The organism is Candidatus Neomarinimicrobiota bacterium, assembly GCA_041862535.1.
GTDB lineage: Bacteria > Fidelibacterota > Marinisomatia > SCGC-AAA003-L08 > TS1B11.
In genome coordinates this window covers 1-17,701 of the sequence record JBGVTM010000356.1, presented here as the reverse complement: position 1 = coordinate 17,701, position 17,701 = coordinate 1, and the positions used below count along the sequence as shown (strand labels likewise).

Sequence of the window (17,701 nt, the reverse complement as noted above, 5' to 3'; positions counted from 1 at the left end):
ACGAGGAGGCTAAGGATCCACGACAGACCTCCCTCCCTTCGACGGTTATGCTGTCTGCCCCTTATCCCCGATTTTCCCGCCGGCTCACCGGACACCTTCAATCTCAAAAACGCGTGCTCCCTCGTATACCTGGCCATATTGGTCGCGGGTTCGAACTATGATTTTATGCCCGCCAGGGGCAAGTCCGGTGGGCATACCAGCCGTCCAGATATGGTAACACAAACCGGGAGTCGCCCAGCGTCGGAATTGCTCCTGATATTCAAGGTACATCCTCTCCAAAAGGGGATCCTTCATTACCGTGCGCACCATGGGGATAAAATCCCCGCCGTCAAGCTGATATTCCACCACGGACCGCTCACTGCCATCGAAAACATTCACGATAATCCGGGAGGTGTCCAGGCCCGCAACAGAGAGTTTGCCCATCGGGCTGGCAATCCGCAGTTGATACTCGCTGCCCTTGCCCGCCGCGTGAAATACAGCCTGGTAGGTATTGCCCTTGAAGCTGAAGGTGTAATATCCATTAGGCGCGCCATCCGTCTGGTCTGAGATCGGAATGCCACGCTCGTCCCGGGGTCCCCCCCACCAGGAGCCGCAGACCGCGCCACAGACGATCTGATGCAATGGGGCCCTGCCGCGCCAACCCTCCTCTAGCTCGAAATAGCTGTGCCGAATGGTATGCATATGAGCCGCCAACGCCAGCACCCGCTTCCGCTCTTCCAGGAGCTGCAGCAAACGCTCCAGGTCCCCAACTCGGTCCACATCCCCAGTCTCCCGATCCTGATAAAGAGGAATATGCATGGCGAGAACAACCAAATTTTTCTCCGGTACCAGTTGCAGGTCGTTTGCCAACCAACGGAGCTGCCGCTCACCGATCATCCCCCTATAATGGACCGAACCATTCTCATCTCTGCCTAGAAACTCCACGTCGTCCAGAACCACAAAATGCACCTGCCCATAATCAAAGGAATAGTAGGACGGACCAAAGTGCCGCTTGAAAGTCTCCAGCGCGTGACGATCATTCTGGGCATCATAGTTCATATCGTGATTCCCGGGGACATGGTAGAAAGGGATGCCGATCTGACTGATCAGGTCCTTGTACCGATCATACAGATCCAGGTCATCCCATACCACATCTCCCAGCGTCACACCGAAGGAAGCGTTCAGACCCACAACTTCCGCCACGACATCGTCCCGAAAGAAATCCAGGTCCTCGTGGCTGGCAGGTTGGGTATCACCGAACACAAGCACTTGAAAGGCCTTGCTTTTCGCAGTTCGAAATAGAGGAAAATTGACCTCCTCAGGCAGGTGCCCTGCTGGGGTCACGCCGGGATATGTCAGCGGCGGCGAACCCAGGGGCTGATGAATGTAATAAAACCGGGGTAAGTTGTCCTCATTCAAGGGAGCCGCATACCCGGCCGGCCTGGTGATAAAAATGACCGTCTCTTCCCCTACGGGGAGGGTGTAGCGGCCCTTGCGGTCGGTTCGGACTACTTCCTGCTGGTTTGAGACCAGCACACCTGCTACGCCTTTCTCACCCCGATCCCACTTCAGGTTACGATTGGCATCCTCGAAGACAATCCCGGTTACCGTACCGCTTTGATCCTCCTCCGAGGCAATTAGGCTGCTCTCCGGTCTGGGAGCTCCCGCCCGTATATCAACGGGACACGCGAATCCCCAGAGGCTCACCACCACGAAGGCCGCAAACCGCATACAAGAGACAATTCCTCTAAACGGGAAAACACGCTTTTGAATACCAATCAAGATTTCGGTCATTATTATTTCCTATTTTATTGGTTTAAGGTCAATTAACGGCCGCTGTGCACCTCAAACTCGCCAATCTGGACGTTCCCTATAACCTGACTTTTTTAAACATCATCGCGATCTGCTTTCGAACCGGAATAAGATCCTCTTTCGAGGTCAGATCCGGCACATGTTCTGAAAGGGGATAAGTCATCACTGCTCGTGGGAATTGGTCAACGAGCATATTGACAGCAACCGGCAATTCTTTCTCCTTCCGTACCGGATGTAGCGGTACTTCCCGGAGAACCGGCAGGATTTGAGCCTGAGAGAATGCAAAAATATTCATACTTACACCTATCCTCCCGCCCGGATCCCGTGCCTGGCTAATCTCCTCCCGCGTGGGTTTTTCAATGATGGTTCTCAGGTATCCCCGCTCATCCTTCAGGATGACCGCAAACCTCTCGATGCGTTCCTCATCGAACTCCAGCGCCGATCGATTATAATCAATCATTGCGTTCGCATCCGGTGCATCTAATAAAAGCCTCAATGCCTTCGTAGAATAGAGATTATCACTATTGCATACGGTGAACTTTTGACCTTCCCAATCCTCTCTGGCATTCAGCGCCTGCAACAGGGCATCGGCGGTTCCAAGCGGTTTTTCCCGCCCTTCCGGAATAGCCTGTATGGCATATGATATTCTTAAGCCCTCAAGGCCGCTTTTCCCCTTACTGCCGCCATAGTAGGAACGAATGACATCGTCTCGCTCACCAATAACTATAACGACGTCTTGATAGCCGGCCTCCCGGGCATTATACAGTAGATAATCGAGAAAAGGTCGATATCCCGCACCAACCCCGATCATGGCCTTCGATCTTTCGTCCGCTTCCTCTGCCAGCCGCCGGTCGCCGACCCACGCCATCTGTGGGGACGCTTTCATCCTGGAGCCGATACCGCCAGCCAGGATCACCAGTCTGCCCTTCAAATCCAACACTCCCCGGATTCGATTTTGACACCCTCCACGCACCCGCCGCCAACCGAGATATTAATTGGGCCTACCATCACGCTGACCCTCTCCAGCCCGGTTAAAGCCGCATAGCCGTGTACGATAACAAAAGACCAGTCCCGACGGCCAAGGCAAGATATAGCTACCCAACAATGATGTCGTCCAGGGCCCGCTTAGGCACGTGGTGGACACTCTCTTCGTCCCGCCAGTACTTGATATCTCCATCAGGACCGACCGTCTCCAGCACCACTTTCTCCCTGGGCCTGCCCAGGGCAAGGACCAGCAGTATCTCATAACGGGACGGAATTGCCAGGTCTTTTGCCAACCCCGGTTTATTTATCGAACCGATAACACAGCCGCCGAGTCCCTTTTCAGCCGCTCCCAGTAAAATGCTTTGAGCCGCTATGCCATGATCACATCCGAAAGACGGACTTAATTCCCTGTCCCCGAGTATGATGATGTAGGCGGAAGGGCGTTCCCCCTCCTCCGGGCCGGGCCAGTCTTCGAGATACCCGGCCCACGAGAGGTGGGAAAATATCACGGCGTTTCTTTCAGGATCACCAGAAAGCATATATTTCAGCGGCTGCAAATTACTGGCTGACGGCGAAAGTCGCGCCAGATCAACCAGCTCCCGCAGTAGCTCAACCTCTATCGCCACCTCCTGGTAAAATCGTCGATAGCTGCGACTTTTGAGGATTAATTCTCTTATCATCGGGTTCCTTTCAATATTGATATTGTTGTACCAGCAGCTATAGAAATTTGGACATTAAAACTAAGGGCTGCCCCGCATGATTCAAAGGGCTCCATCCTTCACGACAACCGGTCTAGAAGGCGTCTACGAGGGAAATGATTTTCAAATCCCTGCGAAATGCCTCCGGGGCTATCTCAGCCTCAGTCTGAAAGACCACCGTTACCGCCCGGCCCGGCATTAAATCGAAATAGTTGTCCCTGAAGAAACCGTCGTATCGGTCACTGCACAGGAATACATTGCTGGCGAATTTATCCGCGGCAAGCTCGACGATGAGACCATCATCACCCCTTCGTACGGAGGCTTTTATTACCGGAGAAGGCCATGCCAGATTCTTCGGAATTTCAAAAAACTGCCGGTTCGTGGAGGTCAGCTTCCCGGCCACACCCAATTCCATGTACAGTAAGCTGCGGGTAGGATCGGCCTCTGAGAGTAAGTCCTCTTCGGTTAACGATAAATATGCGGCACTTCTGAGCGGGGGGATTCTGACTGCCTTATTCCACTCCTTTATAGTCCGCCCGTCAAAGTCTATCAGCCGCACCTGCAGGTTGCCGCTTATCTCCGTAGTCCGATCTGAGACAATATAGATCTGGACAGTGCCCCCATCTTCACTGGGACTCACCAGGATATCATCGTAGAACCTGCGTGCGTAGTAGTGTTCGGCCTTCCAGCGGCCGTAGTAGTCGATGCTCGACCAGGAGGCCACCGGCCAGCAGTCATTGATCTGCCAGTAGAGCGTGCCCATGCAGCGCGGCATGAGGCGCCGATAATGCTCCGTCCCGATTTTTATGCCTTCCGCCTGCAGCACCTGGCTGAGGTAAAGGAACGCGGCAAAGTCTTTCGGCCACGGGTAACCCCGGAGCAGGTATTCCAGAATCAACGCGTTGCCCCGGGGATGTTTCTGGTGGGCTGACATAACTGGCGATTCCAGATCAAGATCCTCAGGCAGGGCAAAGCTCAGCACCGTTTTCATCTCCGGGAAGGACTGAAACCCATATTCGCTCAAGAAGCGGGGGAACTGTTGCCGGTAGCTTTCAAAAGGTGCCGCGGCATGCCACACTCCCCAGTAATGGACGTCACCCACCTCTTGCGCATCGGCATTGGCCTTACCACCGGAACTGGGTGAGCTGGGCCAGTACTTCCGGGTCGGATCATACCTCTGGCAGACAGTAGGCAAAAGTTGGTGGAATATTTTTGCATAATCTTGCCCAACACTTCCGGGATACTGTTCTTTCCAACCCCAATTGTACCAGCCGGTCTCGATCTCATTGTTCCCACACCAGAGGGCCAGGCTGGGATGGTTTCGAAGCCGCTTGACCTGGTAAATGGCCTCTTGTTCTACATTTTCCAGAAATCCCGGATCGGCAGGATACATGCTGCAGGCGAACATGAAGTCTTGCCAGACCAGAATACCCAGCTCATCGCAGAGATCGTAAAATACGTCGTTCTCATAAATTCCACCGCCCCAGACCCGAAGCATATTCATATTAGCGTCCTTACAGGAATGTAGCAGGTGCCGGTAACGCTCAGCAGTGACACGATTGAGGAAATTATCGGCGGGGATCCAGTTGCCCCCCTTAGCGAAGACCGGCACACCGTTGACCACAAACTCATAACTCTCGCCCCACTCATCGGGGTTCTGTCGAAGCTCCACCGTCCGCAGCCCGCTACGGGTAACCGCTTCATCCACCCGGTCCCCACCAGCATCCAGCCTGGTCCTGAAAGAATAAAGGCGCTGGTTACCTAGCCCGTTCGGCCACCACAGGACTGGATCGTCTATCCGAAACTCCAACATTACCAGGTTCTGCCCGGCAGATAACTCAACGGTCCTGCTGGCCATCAGGGCGTTGCTGTCCTGGTCGAAAATACTCAAGACGGCTCGCAGGCTGTCATCGGCAATCACTTCAGCCTTTGCGCGTATCAGAGCGGCGTCTTCGTCCAGTTGTTCCGTCACGAAATTGACGTCGGCGATACGGGCGGCATTCCACGCCTCAAGGAACACCGGCTGCCAGATGCCGCAGGTCACGAACCGCGGGCCCCAATCCCAGCCAAAATGATACGGCGCTTTCCGCGTATGGGGGCTCGTCTTCGGCCCCGCATCGTTCCCCGCCGGGAGGATGTAGTCCATCGCCTCCATCTTGGGCAGTACTTCATTCACCGGAGAACGGAAATGAATACGGAGGATGTTAGCTTCCGGTTGCAGCTGCTCCTTGCAATCGATCCGCCACTCCCGGAACATGTTATCAGCCCGTAACACCTGCTCACCGTTCAGGTAAACATCCGCGTAAGTATCCAGACCGCGAAATACCAATTCGACATTATTCCGTTCAGACATTTCCGGCTGCAGCGAAAAGGTGGTCTGATACTCCCAATCCGTTCGCTCGATCCATTGCAGCTTTTTTTCGTTATCCCTATAAAACGGATCATCGATTAATCCAGCAGCCAGTAGATCAGTGTGGACACAGCCCGGCACCTCAGCTGGCTGCCACTTATCGGCATCCAGCTGCCTGAATACCCACCGGTCGTGGAGATTCAGTATAATTCTATTACTGGAAGTCGGTTCTGATGAACACTGGACAAGCAGTAAGAGGCTGAACAGTGCTAAAAACCGTTTCATTTGAGCTCCTATCACATTTCAGGATATTGTCAGGACGAGTTTGAATTGCTGGCTTGAATAAGCATACAGGACATAGACCATAGTAGGGACTGAGACCTTTCTAAGCCGGTTTTAGCTGCACAACTTATCACTTAAGCTTTAGCTTTCTCGTTGGGCCTGATAACATAACTAAATAAGGAGGCACATCTAATGGGAAAGTTTATAATCCTCCCAATGACTATTGCCTGTGTCTTGATACTGACAGGATTCGTGAAAGAGAGCTACGAAGAGGACATCATCAAAACCTCCGCCGGTGACCTTAAGATCACCTTCATCGGGCATGGGACCTTGATGTTCACCTTCGGCGGCAAGACCATCCATATCGACCCGGTATCCCGCGAAGCCGATTACACAAAAATGCCTCAGGCCGACTTAATCCTGGTCACGCACGAACATGGCGATCATCTCGACCCGGAAGCTATAAAACTGATCCGTACCGGGAATACCAAAATTGTGTTGACCCAGAAATGCGCCGAAGAAATCGAAGGCGGCATCGTAATGCAGAATGGCGATACCACGTCTATTGACGGGATTACGATTGAAGCTGTTCCGGCCTACAACCTCGTTCATAAGCGGGATGACGACAGCCCTTTTCACCCCAAAGGAGTGGGGAATGGCTATGTAATCACCTTTGGCGATAAGCGCGTCTATGTGGGCGGCGATACCGAAAATACCCCGGAAATGAAAGCTCTCCAGCAAATAAACATTGCCTTCCTACCAATGAATCTGCCTTATACGATGACACCCGAAATGGTCGCCGATGCGGCAAAGGCATTTAAGCCCAAAATCCTCTATCCATACCACTTCGGCAATACCGATACGTCGCAGATTCTGGAATTACTGAAGGATGAAAAGAACATCGAAGTGCGTATCAGGCAGATGCAATAAGAATTTGACGCGGCCAGGGAAATGGGTAGCTGATAGTGAGAGGGTAGGCGTACTATTTATAGCCAGCTAATATTGGACTGAATAACTACAATCATCCCCCTTTGGGATTATAAGCAAGCCAGCTGTCATCATATGCACTTATCTCACCGGTGCTAGGCGGTGACTGGATCAGGCTTCTCGGGATCAATGCTCAAATCCTCGATGGCTTGCCTGACCGCCTCTAGATCGATCTCTCCACGCTGGGCCAATTGATAGAGCACCGCGATGGTGATGGACTCGGCGTCGACCTCAAAATGACGCCGCAGAGCCTCCCGGGTATCGCTGCGACCGAATCCGTCGGTTCCCAAGGGGAACAAGCCGCCGGGCACCCAACGGCATACCTGCGCAGCGACGGTCTTCATGTAATCGGTAGCGGCTATGAAAGGCCCTTGCTCACCTTCCAGCAGTCGGGTGATGTAGGGCTTCCGGGGCGGCTCAGCGGGATGCAGCATGTTCCAGCGCTCAGCGGCGAGGACCTCCCGACGCAGCTCCTTGAAACTGGTGGCACTCCAGACAGCGGCGGAAACCGCATATCTTTCCGCCAGAATTTCCTGTGCTCGCATGGCCTCTAGCAGTATTGCGCCGCTGCCCAGAATGTGCGCCCGGGTCATCGGCTTCCCCCGCTGCCTGGGCCCTTCAGAAAACCTGTATAACCCCTTCAGAATCCCCTCCTCGATGCCCTCCCGCATGGCAGGCATGGGATAGTTCTCGTTGCCGAGGGTGATGTAGTAAAAGATGTCCTCCCGCTCGTGGTACATGCGACGCAGGCCGTCCTGGACAATGACGGCGATCTCGTACGCAAAGGCGGGATCGTAGGTATACAGGTTCGGTAAGGTACTGGCCAGAATGTGACTGTGGCCGTCCTGGTGCTGCAGACCTTCGCCCATCAGGGTGGTGCGGCCGGAGGTAGCACCTAACAGAAAGCCTCGGCCCCGCTGATCTCCAAAGGCCCAGATCAGATCCCCGATGCGCTGGAAGCCGAACATGGAGTAAAAGATGAAGAAGGGGATCAGGTCCACGCCGTGATGGGCGTAGGCTGTTCCCGCCGCCGTGCAAGAGGCCATGGAGCCGGCTTCGGTTATGCCCTCCTCCAGAATCTGGCCATCTCTGGCCTCACGGTAATAAAGCAGCGTGTCCGAATCCACCGGCGTATATACCTGCCCTACGTGGGAGTAAATTCCAAACTGGCGGAAGAGTGACTCCATGCCGAAGGTACGGGCTTCGTCCGGCACGATCGGCACTACCAGCTTGCCGATCTCCTTATCCTTCATAAGCAAAGAGAGCATCCGCACGAAAGCCATCGTCGTGGACACTTCCCGCTCACTGCCCCGGTAGAATTCATCGAACAGGGACCTCTCCGGCACCTTCAGCGCCTGCACCTGGACTTTCCGGGACGGTACGAATCCTCCCAAAGCACGACGTCGCTCCAGCAAGTACTGGATTCCCTCGCTGTCCTCCGGAGGCTTGTAGAACGGCGCCTGGTCGATATCCTTATCGGCGATGGGGATATCAAAGCGGTCACGAAATTCGCGCAGCTCCGCCTCATTAAGCTTTTTCTGCTGGTGGGAGATATTCTTACCCTCGCCAGCCTCGCCTAGCCCGTATCCCTTGATGGTCTTCGCCAGAATGACTGAAGGAGCGCCCTCGTGCTCCACCGCCGCTTTATAAGCGGCATAAACCTTCGCCGGATCATGCCCGCCGCGGCGCAGCTTGGTGAGCTGCTCATCGGTCAGATGCTCCACCAGTTTCAACAGCTCGGGATACTTCCCAAAGAAATCCTTCCGGATATAGTCCCCCGACTCGACGGTGTATTTCTGGTACTGGCCATCCACCACCTCGTTCATCCGCTGCACCAACCGGCCGGCGGTGTCATTGGCCAGAAGGGAATCCCAATCGTCCCCCCAGATGACCTTGATGACGTTCCACCCCGCACCCCGGAAGACCGTCTCCAGCTCCTGGATGATCTTGCCGTTCCCGCGCACGGGACCATCCAACCGCTGCAGGTTGCAGTTGATCACGAAGATCAGGTTGTCCAGTTGCTCGCGAGCAGCCAGGGTTAGCGACCCAAGGGTTTCCGGCTCGTCTACCTCGCCATCTCCCAGAAAGGCCCAGACGTGGGCCGCCGCCGTATCCTTGATCCCCCGGTCCTGTAGATAGCGGTTGAAGCGCGCCTGGTAGATGGCGCTGATGGGACTCAGGCCCATGGACACGGTGGGGAATTCCCAGAAGTCGGGCATGAGCCAGGGATGGGGGTAGGACGAGAGGCCGCCGCCCTTTTCCAGCTCCCGTCGGAAGTTCTCCAGCTGGGTCAGGGTGATGCGGCCTTCCAGGAAGGCCTGGGCGTAGATGCCCGGCGAGGCGTGCCCCTGGAAGTAGACCTGGTCACCATCGAAACCGTCACCCTTCCCGCGGAAGAAATGATGGAACCCCACCTGGTACAAGGTGGCAGCCGAAGCGAAGGTGGAGATATGACCGCCGATACCGGGATTCTGAGCATTCGCCCGCACCACCATCGCCATGGCGTTCCAACGGATGATGCTCTTGATGCGCCGCTCCAGGGCCCGATCACCGGGATACGGCGGCTGCTGCTCCAGCGGAATGGTGTTCACGTAAGGCGTATTGGTCGAAAAAGGTGGACAGAGCCCCATCTGGTGGCACTTCTGGACCAGCCGGGTGAGGAGATACTGGCCCCGCTCCCTCCCCTTGTGCCGCACCACCCCCTCTAGCGCTTCCAACCACTCCTGCGTTTCCTCGACGTCAGTGTCTCCATTATGGAGCTGGTTCATACCCGTATCAGCTGATAGATGGTCTATCATGGCCTGCATCCTCCTACCGCGAATGGTGAAATCACACGCTAAAATTATGTCATTCAGTCGCTGAAGTTTACGCTCATCTGAACCCGGGATAGGGGCAGACACTCGGGAGGGTCCTGGAACCTATGGTAAGACCAGGCGGGCTGATTGCTGAAGACTGTCGGCTAGCTGAATAGTAGCTTGAGATAGAACAGGGGGTTGGCCAGCTTCTTCTTTGGTACTTCGTTGGCGATCATACCGGCGATGAGGTCACCTACTTCCTTATTCCGGGCCGCCTTGCCGATGACAAAGTTCAGCAGCAGCCGGTGACGGCCGATCTTTTGCATCTGGGTGCTCACCTTGAGCTCACCGCCGATGGCATCCCACAGGCGCTGGTCATAGCGGGCCAGAAAGGCCGCGCTTACATCCCCGGCTTCGATGGCCTCCTTCGCCGCCTCCACCGCAAACCGGGCTGAATACAGCGCATTGCCGATACCCTCGCCGGTGAAGGGGTCTATAAGGCCGGCGGCGTCGCCCAGGAGCATGAACCCGTCGCCCACCATCCGGCGGTGCTGGCTGCCCACCGGCAGGTTCCAGCCCACCGGATCCTCCATGGGCCGGGCATCCGTGAACCGCTCCCGAAAGGCCGGACTGTCAATAGCCCTCTGAAGGGCCTGCCGCAGGTCAACCTTCTGGCGCTTGATATAGGCGTGCAGCATGCCGATACCCACATTGGCACAGCCGTTCTCCAAAGGAAAGATCCAGAAGTAGCCCGGGATGACCTCATCTACGTAGTGCAGCTCGATCTGGTCAGTGAGGCCGCCAACGTTCTGATAATACTGCCGCAGGGCCAGCACCCAGTGGCGCGGATCATGTTGATAGAGGCCGGTCTGGCGGGCAACTAAGGAGTGGTAGCCGTCAGCACCCAGGACGATGCGGCCGCGATGCTCCTCCTCCGCGCCGTTGCCCTGGCGTCCCCTAATACCATTCACGAAGCCCGCTTCCCAGACCAGGTCGGTGACGGTGAAGCCCTCCCGGCAGGTGTCCGCTGCCTGTCTGGCCTCTTCAAAAAGGAACTGGTCGAATATCGCCCGGCGAATTACGAACCCTTCCGGAATGTAACTGAGGCTGCTTTGCCGCAGGTCAATCACCAGCTCGGTATGCACGGGACTGCTGAAGATGATGCGGTAGATAGTGGCACCAGGCAGCCCTCGGACCTTGTTCAACAGATTGAGGTCCTTCAGGATAGCCACCGATTTCCCCGAGAGCGCGTCGCCGCAGATTTTGTCCCGGGGGAAGGTGGCCTTGTCCAGCAGCAGGGTGCGCAGACCGTGGCGCTTGGCATACAGTGCCGCCGCCGAACCGGAAGGCCCGCCCCCGACGATGATCAGATCGTAGCTGGCGTCAGTGTCAATCATTGCTCATTCACGACAAAGGCTTACATGCGCTGGCATGCATACAAATGATTGGTTTTAAGTTAAGACGAAACCCTCCAGTACAGAAATAGCATCAAGATGTGGTGGTGTCCTAATTTGAGCTAATCAAGATTTCCCCTCGAACATCGTTTCCAACTATAAACCATGTCGTTCCGGTTCTAGTATCAACCGGTTCTAGTATCAATAAGATAGCCTGCGCCGCCAATCTCGCCAGATTGTAAAGGTTGGAAAGAATACCTCCCATTCTCTGATATTCGCCATCCGATGGTAAGTAATACTATAACAGCTACAGTTGCCAGAAAAGCCCAAAATCGCTGCATGATGAACCTCCTTGTGTAAATAAAAAAAGTTTAGTTCCCCTGTCCGCTTGTTATCAACATCTGGTAGTGTTCTAATTTGGGGTTTCACCTCAGCTGAGGCCACTAAGCAGCTTAGCTGTCAGCTGATGCCCTTGCTTCCGTATTTGGTTGGAGGGGCACTAAATGCCCCTTAATAAACTGCTCTATGGCAGAGACAACCTGTTCTTTGTATTCGGATTGACTCTCCGCTATCCAAAGAGAAAAGTTCAGGAGTGTAGTGTGGTCTACCTCCAACCATTTCTCGTTATAGAACAAGAATGTGAGCAGGGTTGTGATAGCAATTCTCTTATTGCCATTTTGAAATGGATGATTCTTTATTATTAGATAGAACAACATAGCAGCCTTAGAAACAAACGATGGATACAAGAACTTACCAGAGAATTTCTGAAACGGAGTGACTACGCAACTTTCAAGTATATTCGGGAATCGGGTTGTAAAATCAGGAATTGGCTGATCGAAAGTGAGGTGTTTTTTCGCGAGTTCGAATGCAACATACTCGACTTCTGCGACCGTGATGATCTTCATTATTTATTGCTTAGTTCTCTTATTACCTCTCCGTATTGTTCTACTGTTTTTGTAACCGCTGTATCTATTTGTCTTTTCCCTTTTTCAGATAGTTCCTCGCCGAGCACCTGTGCGATAGTCCGATCAGTAATAGCATAATTCCGACCTATTCTAATTGCGGGAATCTGACCTTTCTTCACTTTCTTGTAAATCGCAATGCGGCTCATGCCCGTGAGTTCTGCCAATCGAGGTATTGTGATGTATTTCTCTCTAGTCATAAGCCTTACCTATGCATCCTTTGTTAACTTAGCTTATCTAGGTTAACAAGTGTTAACTTCTTATCAATAGGTTAACACAAGTTAACTAAATGGTCAGAGGTTAACAAGAATTTTTTAGTGTTTTCTAATTCTCTACCTTATTCGGGTAAGAGCTCCTCGATGCCCCACAGCCGTTTCGCCACGCCCGCTTCCATCGCTGGTGTTATCCTCAATCTCTGATGAATTCTCACAAAGTTATAATAAGCGAAGTGTAGGGCAACAGCCGCCTTTAAGCTCTCTAGTGTTTTTGAGAACCCATTAGTGAGCCTAGTAAAGCGCCTCATTTGCATTCGCATTGTAAGATTCTGTCTCCCGACATGAGACGTTGACATGTAACGTCGCTGCGGATTCCCGGTCATAACATAATGGAAGACAGCGACGATGTCTGGTGGGCTGTATCGTCAATGGCGATAATCCATGCATTAACCGTGAAATGCCCACACACTTTGTCGGTGAAGTGATTTCAGGAGACCCATCTGACAGAGAGAAAGAATTAATAGCAGAGCTCGACCCTATTTGTAATCGGCGGGTGGGCTAGGACACTTCATTTGATAGCCAGTTCCGTCGAATTTGCCAGTTAGCCGCTTGAATGAATAATCTCTGGAGCCTACATCGATACCACAGACAAATGATTGCGGTTGCATTGCCTCTCCTCCTGGACTAGCTTGGGGGCGACTTGGCGTCTGTATCCCATCCTTGTATGCGGCTTAAACCCCGCGACTGTTCGGGCTTCAGACGCTTCTGGAAACCTCGGCGGTGACCCAGCTACTATCGGGCTTCCAACCCCAGGGGCGATCGGTCAACCGCCGAGGTATTTCCCTCCCAATATCTGAGAGGGGATCCTTATCTGATTCCTCTTGATTTTGGCTTCTATAGGGGGAATATACAAGGAGTGTAGCGCGCTACGCCCCTACCGGCTTATGGGCTAATGGCCAACCGCTGATGGCTGATTGCTGAATGCTGACCGCTCATCGCTGACCGCTGATTACTGGCCGCCAGGTAAACGACCGCCGCAATTATCCAGGCCTCTCTAAGCTTTGTAACCGGTGTTTCTCCTCTGGAACCTTAGCGTTGATTGAGCCTTTATCACAACCCTCAGCGACACAAGCGAATAAATCAGCGGTTTGAATTGACACTAATATGCATATGCATGTATCTTTTCGCTCCTTTGATTAATGCTCCAGCTGTGTTTACAAGGCAGGAGCAGTATACAATGAAGCCTATGATTAACTAGCGAGATTCACGACCATGCTCAGGCCCGTTAAAGCCGAAGATCTTAAGGTGGGTATGTACGTCAAGTTAGGCGAACAGGCCCGTCTGTTGCCGCTCTTCGAAGAAAATTTCATGATTACTCACGAAAAGCAGATTGTCAATATCATTGACAAAGGTTTGGTGCTCGTCAATGTCGATACCGAGAAAAGCGAGGTCGAGGTCCCCATCCCGGAAGGCTTCGATCCGCTGAGCATGGTCAGTGAGGAACTGAGGGCCACTATCGAGGATGAAAACGCCCCCCCAAAGGAGAAGGCCAAAGCCGTCTATGACCACTCCATCAAGATGATGAAGCACATTATCGACGAACCCAGCCATGACAATATCCTCAGTGGTAAGCGAATGCTCGGTGACATCGTGGACCTCGTTCTAGCCGATGACGAAACGGCCGACTGTCTCACTCAAATCACCTCTCACGACTATTACACCTACACCCACTCGGTCAATGTAGGCATGTACGGGGTCCTCATCGCCAAGGCCGCTTTCAGTGACCAAGCGGATCACAACATGCGGGAGCTGGGGTCCGGTTTTTTCCTCCACGATCTGGGCAAGTGTGAAATTCCCTCCTACCTCATCAATAAGCCGGGGAGATTAACCGACGAAGAGTGGGAGCTGATGCGCATGCATCCGACTTACGGGGAGAAAATTCTGCGTAAGACCGGGCACCTTACCGACGAATGCAGCAACATCGTCCTGCAACACCACGAGCGCGAGGACGGCTCGGGCTACCCTCTTGGCATCAGCCGATACCGCATCCATGTATACGCGTATATCTGCGCCATCGGCGATGTCTACGATGCCCTCACTTCAACACGCGCTTACAAAAAGAAGCTTACCACCTTCGAAGCCCTCAAAGTCATGCGCGATGAGATGGTCACCCACTTCAATAGGGATCTCTTCGAAAAGTTCGTCAGGCTATTCGGCTAGGCAATCGTAACTGGAATTGCCTGCCACAGGGCGGCAGAAATACCCAGCGATGCTCCGGTTCGCCGCTTTGGTGTGACGATTATCACAGCTCTATAACAAACAACTCTATCTGCCTGAATTATGACTAACTTATAAATTGTAGCACTGTCAATTACGGATCTAATACGAGGGGTTATAGTGGTGGGCAAAGCTGCCAACCCTGGAAAATGACTATTATAATAGCTGCGGAATGATATTAGCATGATCAAGACAGTAAAGACCAAAGATCTGAAGGTTGGCATGTATGTCATGTTGGGTCAATCCTGGCTGCGACACTCATTCCTTAAGCCAAATTTCAAGATTACCTCCGACCGGCAGATTAAGAAAATCATCTCCGACGGGATAAAAGAGGTCCGGGTCGACACTGAGAAGAGCACGGTGGTGGAAGAGCGCAACCTTCTGACCGACCTATTGGGCCCCTATCAGAAACAGAAGGGTAAAATCGAGATTGAAATTCCAGATGACGGTGAATTCAATCCCATGGAAGCGATCTCGGCGGAACTGCACCAGACGATCCAGAACACCCGCATTCCTCCCCAGACCAAGGCCAAAGCCGTCTATGATCATTCCCTCAAGATGATGACCAACATCCTGGAAAAACCCAGCCCCGACAATATCTTATGCGGCAAGAAAATGGTCTACAAAATCGTCGATCACATCCTGGCCGACGATGACACGGCCGCCTGCATGGCCCAAATTACCTCCCACGACTATTACACCTACACCCACTCGGTTAACGTCGGAATGCTGTCGGTGCTGGTGTCCAAGTCGGTGTACAAGGGTAGCTATGACCATAACATGCAGGAGCTGGGCGCCGGCTTCTTCCTCCACGACCTCGGCAAGTGCGACGTACCGCAGGAATTGATTAATAAGGCCGGCAGATTAAGCGACGAAGAGTGGGAATTGATGCGTAACCATCCCAGAAGGGGCAATAAGATTCTAAGTGAGACCAACCAGCTCACCAAAGAATGTGGTGTCATCGTCATGCAGCATCATGAGCGGGAAGACGGTACTGGTTATCCCTTCGGTCTTAAAAAGGATGAGATTCACAACTACGCCCGCATCTGCAGCATCGCCGACGTATTCGACGCCTTGACCTCAACGCGAGCCTATAAGAAAAAGGTTCCGACCTTTGAAGCATTAAGGATCATGAAAGAAGAAATGATCCACCATTTCTATAGAGACATCTTCAAAGAATTCGTCCTGCTTTTCAAAGCCTGACGGGCCCTCACCTTTAACAAAAAGTCCTCCCTCCGATTCAAGCCTTATTGTAACTTGCCGATGAGGGGTAGAGCACCGGCTTGAAGGGGGAGCTGTGGTCCTGGCTGGTCGTTCCCTCACAGGTCATACGAATACCTTTTGGGCCGTAGCATAACTGGCAATGCATCCGGCTGTTAACCGGACGATTGGTGGTTCGAGTCCACCCGGCCCAGCATTTGTCCCCCATGGCATAATTGGCAATGTCCGCCCACCGGCTCAGCTCACACCCCAGGCAAAAAGCCCCCGGTATTTGCCGGAGGATTTTATTCCGTCTCAGCTAACTAACACAGTTCAAGCCTGCCCGGCGTAGCGATGCGTAGCCGGGTCCACCCGGCCCAAATGCTAAGCCAATAAGTTTTCAAACTTTCGCCCCTGATTTTCAAGGGGCGTTTTGTTTTAACCCCTTGATTTTCTCTCATTTATCCACATATTCCAAGGGGTAGATATTCCATAATCGTATTCCGCTTTAGGAGTGATGCACAACCTCGCTAACCTCATAGCCGAGCTCAAGCGCCGCCGGGTGTTCCGGGTGGCCGTGGTCTATGCCGGAGTGGCCTTTATCATCTTCCAGATCGTGGATGCCACCTTCGAGCCGCTTCACATCCCCAATTGGGTCGGCAGCCTGATAATAATTCTTCTCCTGCTGGGCTTCCCGGTGGCCGTGGGCCTGGCCTGGGCCTTCGACATCACGGACCGCGGTATCGCCCGCACACCGCCGAAAGAAGCGGCTGATAAAGTCAGGGAACGGCCCCAAATCATCATCGGCAATAAGACCCTGGCCATTGTGGCAGCTTTGGCCATCGCGGCGGCGGTCTGGTCATGGTGGCAGCGCGGAGAGAAGGACCCTCTGGCAGCCTTTGAACACTCCGTGGCCGTCATGCCCTTTGACAACCTCACCGGGGATACCGGCTACGACATATGGCAGAAAGGAATCCCCGAGCTGCCCATCACCTTGATCAATATCAGCGGAAAGGGAAAGAGGAGGGATGGTCCGAGGCTCGTATCCTTAATGGTTTGGGAAGTATATATAATGAGGCAGGCCTCTTGGATCGGGCGCAGATCTATTATCGCCAGTCAATAGAAATTGATCCCCAATACCACTGGCCTCATGGCAACCTGGGAGGGCTGCTCATTGAAAACGATCTTGATATTGCGGAGGGACTGGCGCTGGTAGACAAAGCCCTGGAACTTGACCCGGCTAATCCCGACCACCTGGAACACAAGGGCTGGTGCCTGTACAAGCAGGGGCAATACGTTGAAGCCTTAGCAGCGCTGGAGCGGTCATGGGAGCAGCGGCCCTATTACTGGCATGAATCCCATACCCGCCTGGAGGCGGCCCGGAAGGCGGTGGCTGAGCAGCGGCTCTAATCTATCCTTGATACTTCGTCGCCGAATCCCGTCGACGGTGGACACGCCCGGCTGATGCCCTCCTGTCGGGCTAAATCAGCCCGCATCCAGCCATTCTCATTCTTCAGCCGCCAACAGCCGCTCACTTTGTCCCCAGCCACCGGATCGCCTGCACCCAGAACCGGTCGTAACCCGGCCACTTCATGAAGCCTGCCCCCCAGTGGGGAGCCACGTCGCTGGCGAACGCCATCGACTTGCCTTTACCGTACGTACCTACGACTACAAAGGGATCGCCGAACTCCTGTACCTTGGCGATCACCTCCGCATTCGGCTTGGCCTTGAGACGATTGTAACCCGTAAACACCGGGCAGGTCTCC

General features: G+C 53.6%; 14 protein-coding genes, 1 tRNA gene and 1 pseudogene. 6 read left to right on the top strand and 10 right to left on the bottom strand.

Features of this window, described 5'->3' with window-relative positions:
• Positions 1-84: 84 nt before the first annotated feature.
• From ACETWG_12835 to ACETWG_12820, 4 genes are all read right to left on the bottom strand, one after another.
• A complete protein-coding gene (locus ACETWG_12835) occupies positions 85-1,773 on the bottom strand; it encodes a calcineurin-like phosphoesterase C-terminal domain-containing protein (protein MFB0517471.1) in 1,689 nt (562 codons plus the stop codon).
• A gap of 76 nt (positions 1,774-1,849) precedes the next feature.
• Positions 1,850-2,722 (bottom strand): sugar phosphate nucleotidyltransferase, encoded by an 873-nt coding sequence (locus tag ACETWG_12830; GenBank protein MFB0517470.1) that lies wholly within the window; start codon positions 2,720-2,722, stop codon positions 1,850-1,852.
• Between the two features lie 163 nt (positions 2,723-2,885).
• Positions 2,886-3,455: a nitroreductase family protein gene (locus ACETWG_12825; GenBank protein MFB0517469.1), complete on the bottom strand. Its 570-nt coding sequence runs from the start codon at positions 3,453-3,455 to the stop codon at positions 2,886-2,888.
• Positions 3,456-3,567: 112 nt separating this feature from the next.
• Entirely contained in the window at positions 3,568-6,108 is a 2,541-nt protein-coding gene (locus ACETWG_12820; GenBank protein MFB0517468.1) for a glycoside hydrolase family 2 protein, read from the bottom strand.
• 189 nt (positions 6,109-6,297) lie between these two features.
• On the opposite strand from ACETWG_12820, the gene ACETWG_12815 reads away from it, so the two are divergent.
• Positions 6,298-7,035: an MBL fold metallo-hydrolase gene (locus tag ACETWG_12815; protein MFB0517467.1), complete on the top strand. Its 738-nt coding sequence runs from the start codon at positions 6,298-6,300 to the stop codon at positions 7,033-7,035.
• Between the two features lie 152 nt (positions 7,036-7,187).
• Here ACETWG_12815 and aceE read toward each other — a convergent pair whose 3' ends face one another.
• The 4 genes from aceE to ACETWG_12795 all read right to left on the bottom strand — a co-directional run bounded on the left by aceE (position 7,188) and on the right by ACETWG_12795 (position 12,443).
• Positions 7,188-9,890 carry a pyruvate dehydrogenase (acetyl-transferring), homodimeric type gene (gene aceE, locus ACETWG_12810; protein ID MFB0517466.1) on the bottom strand — a complete coding sequence of 901 codons (2,703 nt, stop codon included), beginning with the start codon at positions 9,888-9,890 and terminating at the stop codon, positions 7,188-7,190.
• Positions 9,891-10,051: 161 nt separating this feature from the next.
• The gene (locus tag ACETWG_12805) at positions 10,052-11,284 is read right to left on the bottom strand and encodes an NAD(P)/FAD-dependent oxidoreductase (GenBank protein ID MFB0517465.1); all 1,233 of its coding nucleotides are present in this window, start codon (positions 11,282-11,284) and stop codon (positions 10,052-10,054) included.
• A gap of 449 nt (positions 11,285-11,733) precedes the next feature.
• Positions 11,734-12,186, bottom strand: coding sequence for a type II toxin-antitoxin system death-on-curing family toxin (locus tag ACETWG_12800; GenBank protein ID MFB0517464.1), 453 nt, complete (start codon positions 12,184-12,186; stop codon positions 11,734-11,736).
• The gene (locus ACETWG_12795) at positions 12,186-12,443 is read right to left on the bottom strand and encodes a helix-turn-helix transcriptional regulator (GenBank protein ID MFB0517463.1); all 258 of its coding nucleotides are present in this window, start codon (positions 12,441-12,443) and stop codon (positions 12,186-12,188) included. Before ACETWG_12795 ends, ACETWG_12800 begins: the two co-directional genes overlap by 1 nt.
• Positions 12,444-13,730: 1,287 nt before the next feature.
• On the opposite strand from ACETWG_12795, the gene ACETWG_12790 reads away from it, so the two are divergent.
• The 3 genes from ACETWG_12790 to ACETWG_12780 all read left to right on the top strand — a co-directional run bounded on the left by ACETWG_12790 (position 13,731) and on the right by ACETWG_12780 (position 16,150).
• Positions 13,731-14,678, top strand: a complete 948-nt coding sequence (locus tag ACETWG_12790) for an HD-GYP domain-containing protein (protein MFB0517462.1) — start codon at positions 13,731-13,733, stop codon at positions 14,676-14,678.
• Between the two features lie 240 nt (positions 14,679-14,918).
• A complete protein-coding gene (locus ACETWG_12785; GenBank protein MFB0517461.1) occupies positions 14,919-15,938 on the top strand; it encodes an HD-GYP domain-containing protein in 1,020 nt (339 codons plus the stop codon).
• A gap of 139 nt (positions 15,939-16,077) precedes the next feature.
• Positions 16,078-16,150 (top strand) — tRNA-Asn (locus tag ACETWG_12780).
• A gap of 293 nt (positions 16,151-16,443) precedes the next feature.
• Here ACETWG_12780 and ACETWG_12775 read toward each other — a convergent pair.
• The gene (locus ACETWG_12775; protein ID MFB0517460.1) at positions 16,444-16,731 is read right to left on the bottom strand and encodes a hypothetical protein; all 288 of its coding nucleotides are present in this window, start codon (positions 16,729-16,731) and stop codon (positions 16,444-16,446) included.
• A gap of 164 nt (positions 16,732-16,895) precedes the next feature.
• Between ACETWG_12775 and ACETWG_12770 the strand changes: the two are divergent.
• Together ACETWG_12770 and ACETWG_12765 are read left to right on the top strand one after the other, a co-directional pair.
• Positions 16,896-17,015: pseudogene (locus ACETWG_12770) on the top strand (hypothetical protein).
• Positions 17,016-17,021: 6 nt separating this feature from the next.
• Positions 17,022-17,345 carry a tetratricopeptide repeat protein gene (locus tag ACETWG_12765; protein MFB0517459.1) on the top strand — a complete coding sequence of 108 codons (324 nt, stop codon included), beginning with the start codon at positions 17,022-17,024 and terminating at the stop codon, positions 17,343-17,345.
• A 121-nt stretch (positions 17,346-17,466) separates the two neighbouring features.
• Here the strand turns inward: ACETWG_12765 and ACETWG_12760 are convergent.
• Positions 17,467-17,701, bottom strand: a 235-nt coding sequence (locus ACETWG_12760) for a glutamine amidotransferase (GenBank protein MFB0517458.1), incomplete at its 5' end; no start/stop codon positions are given.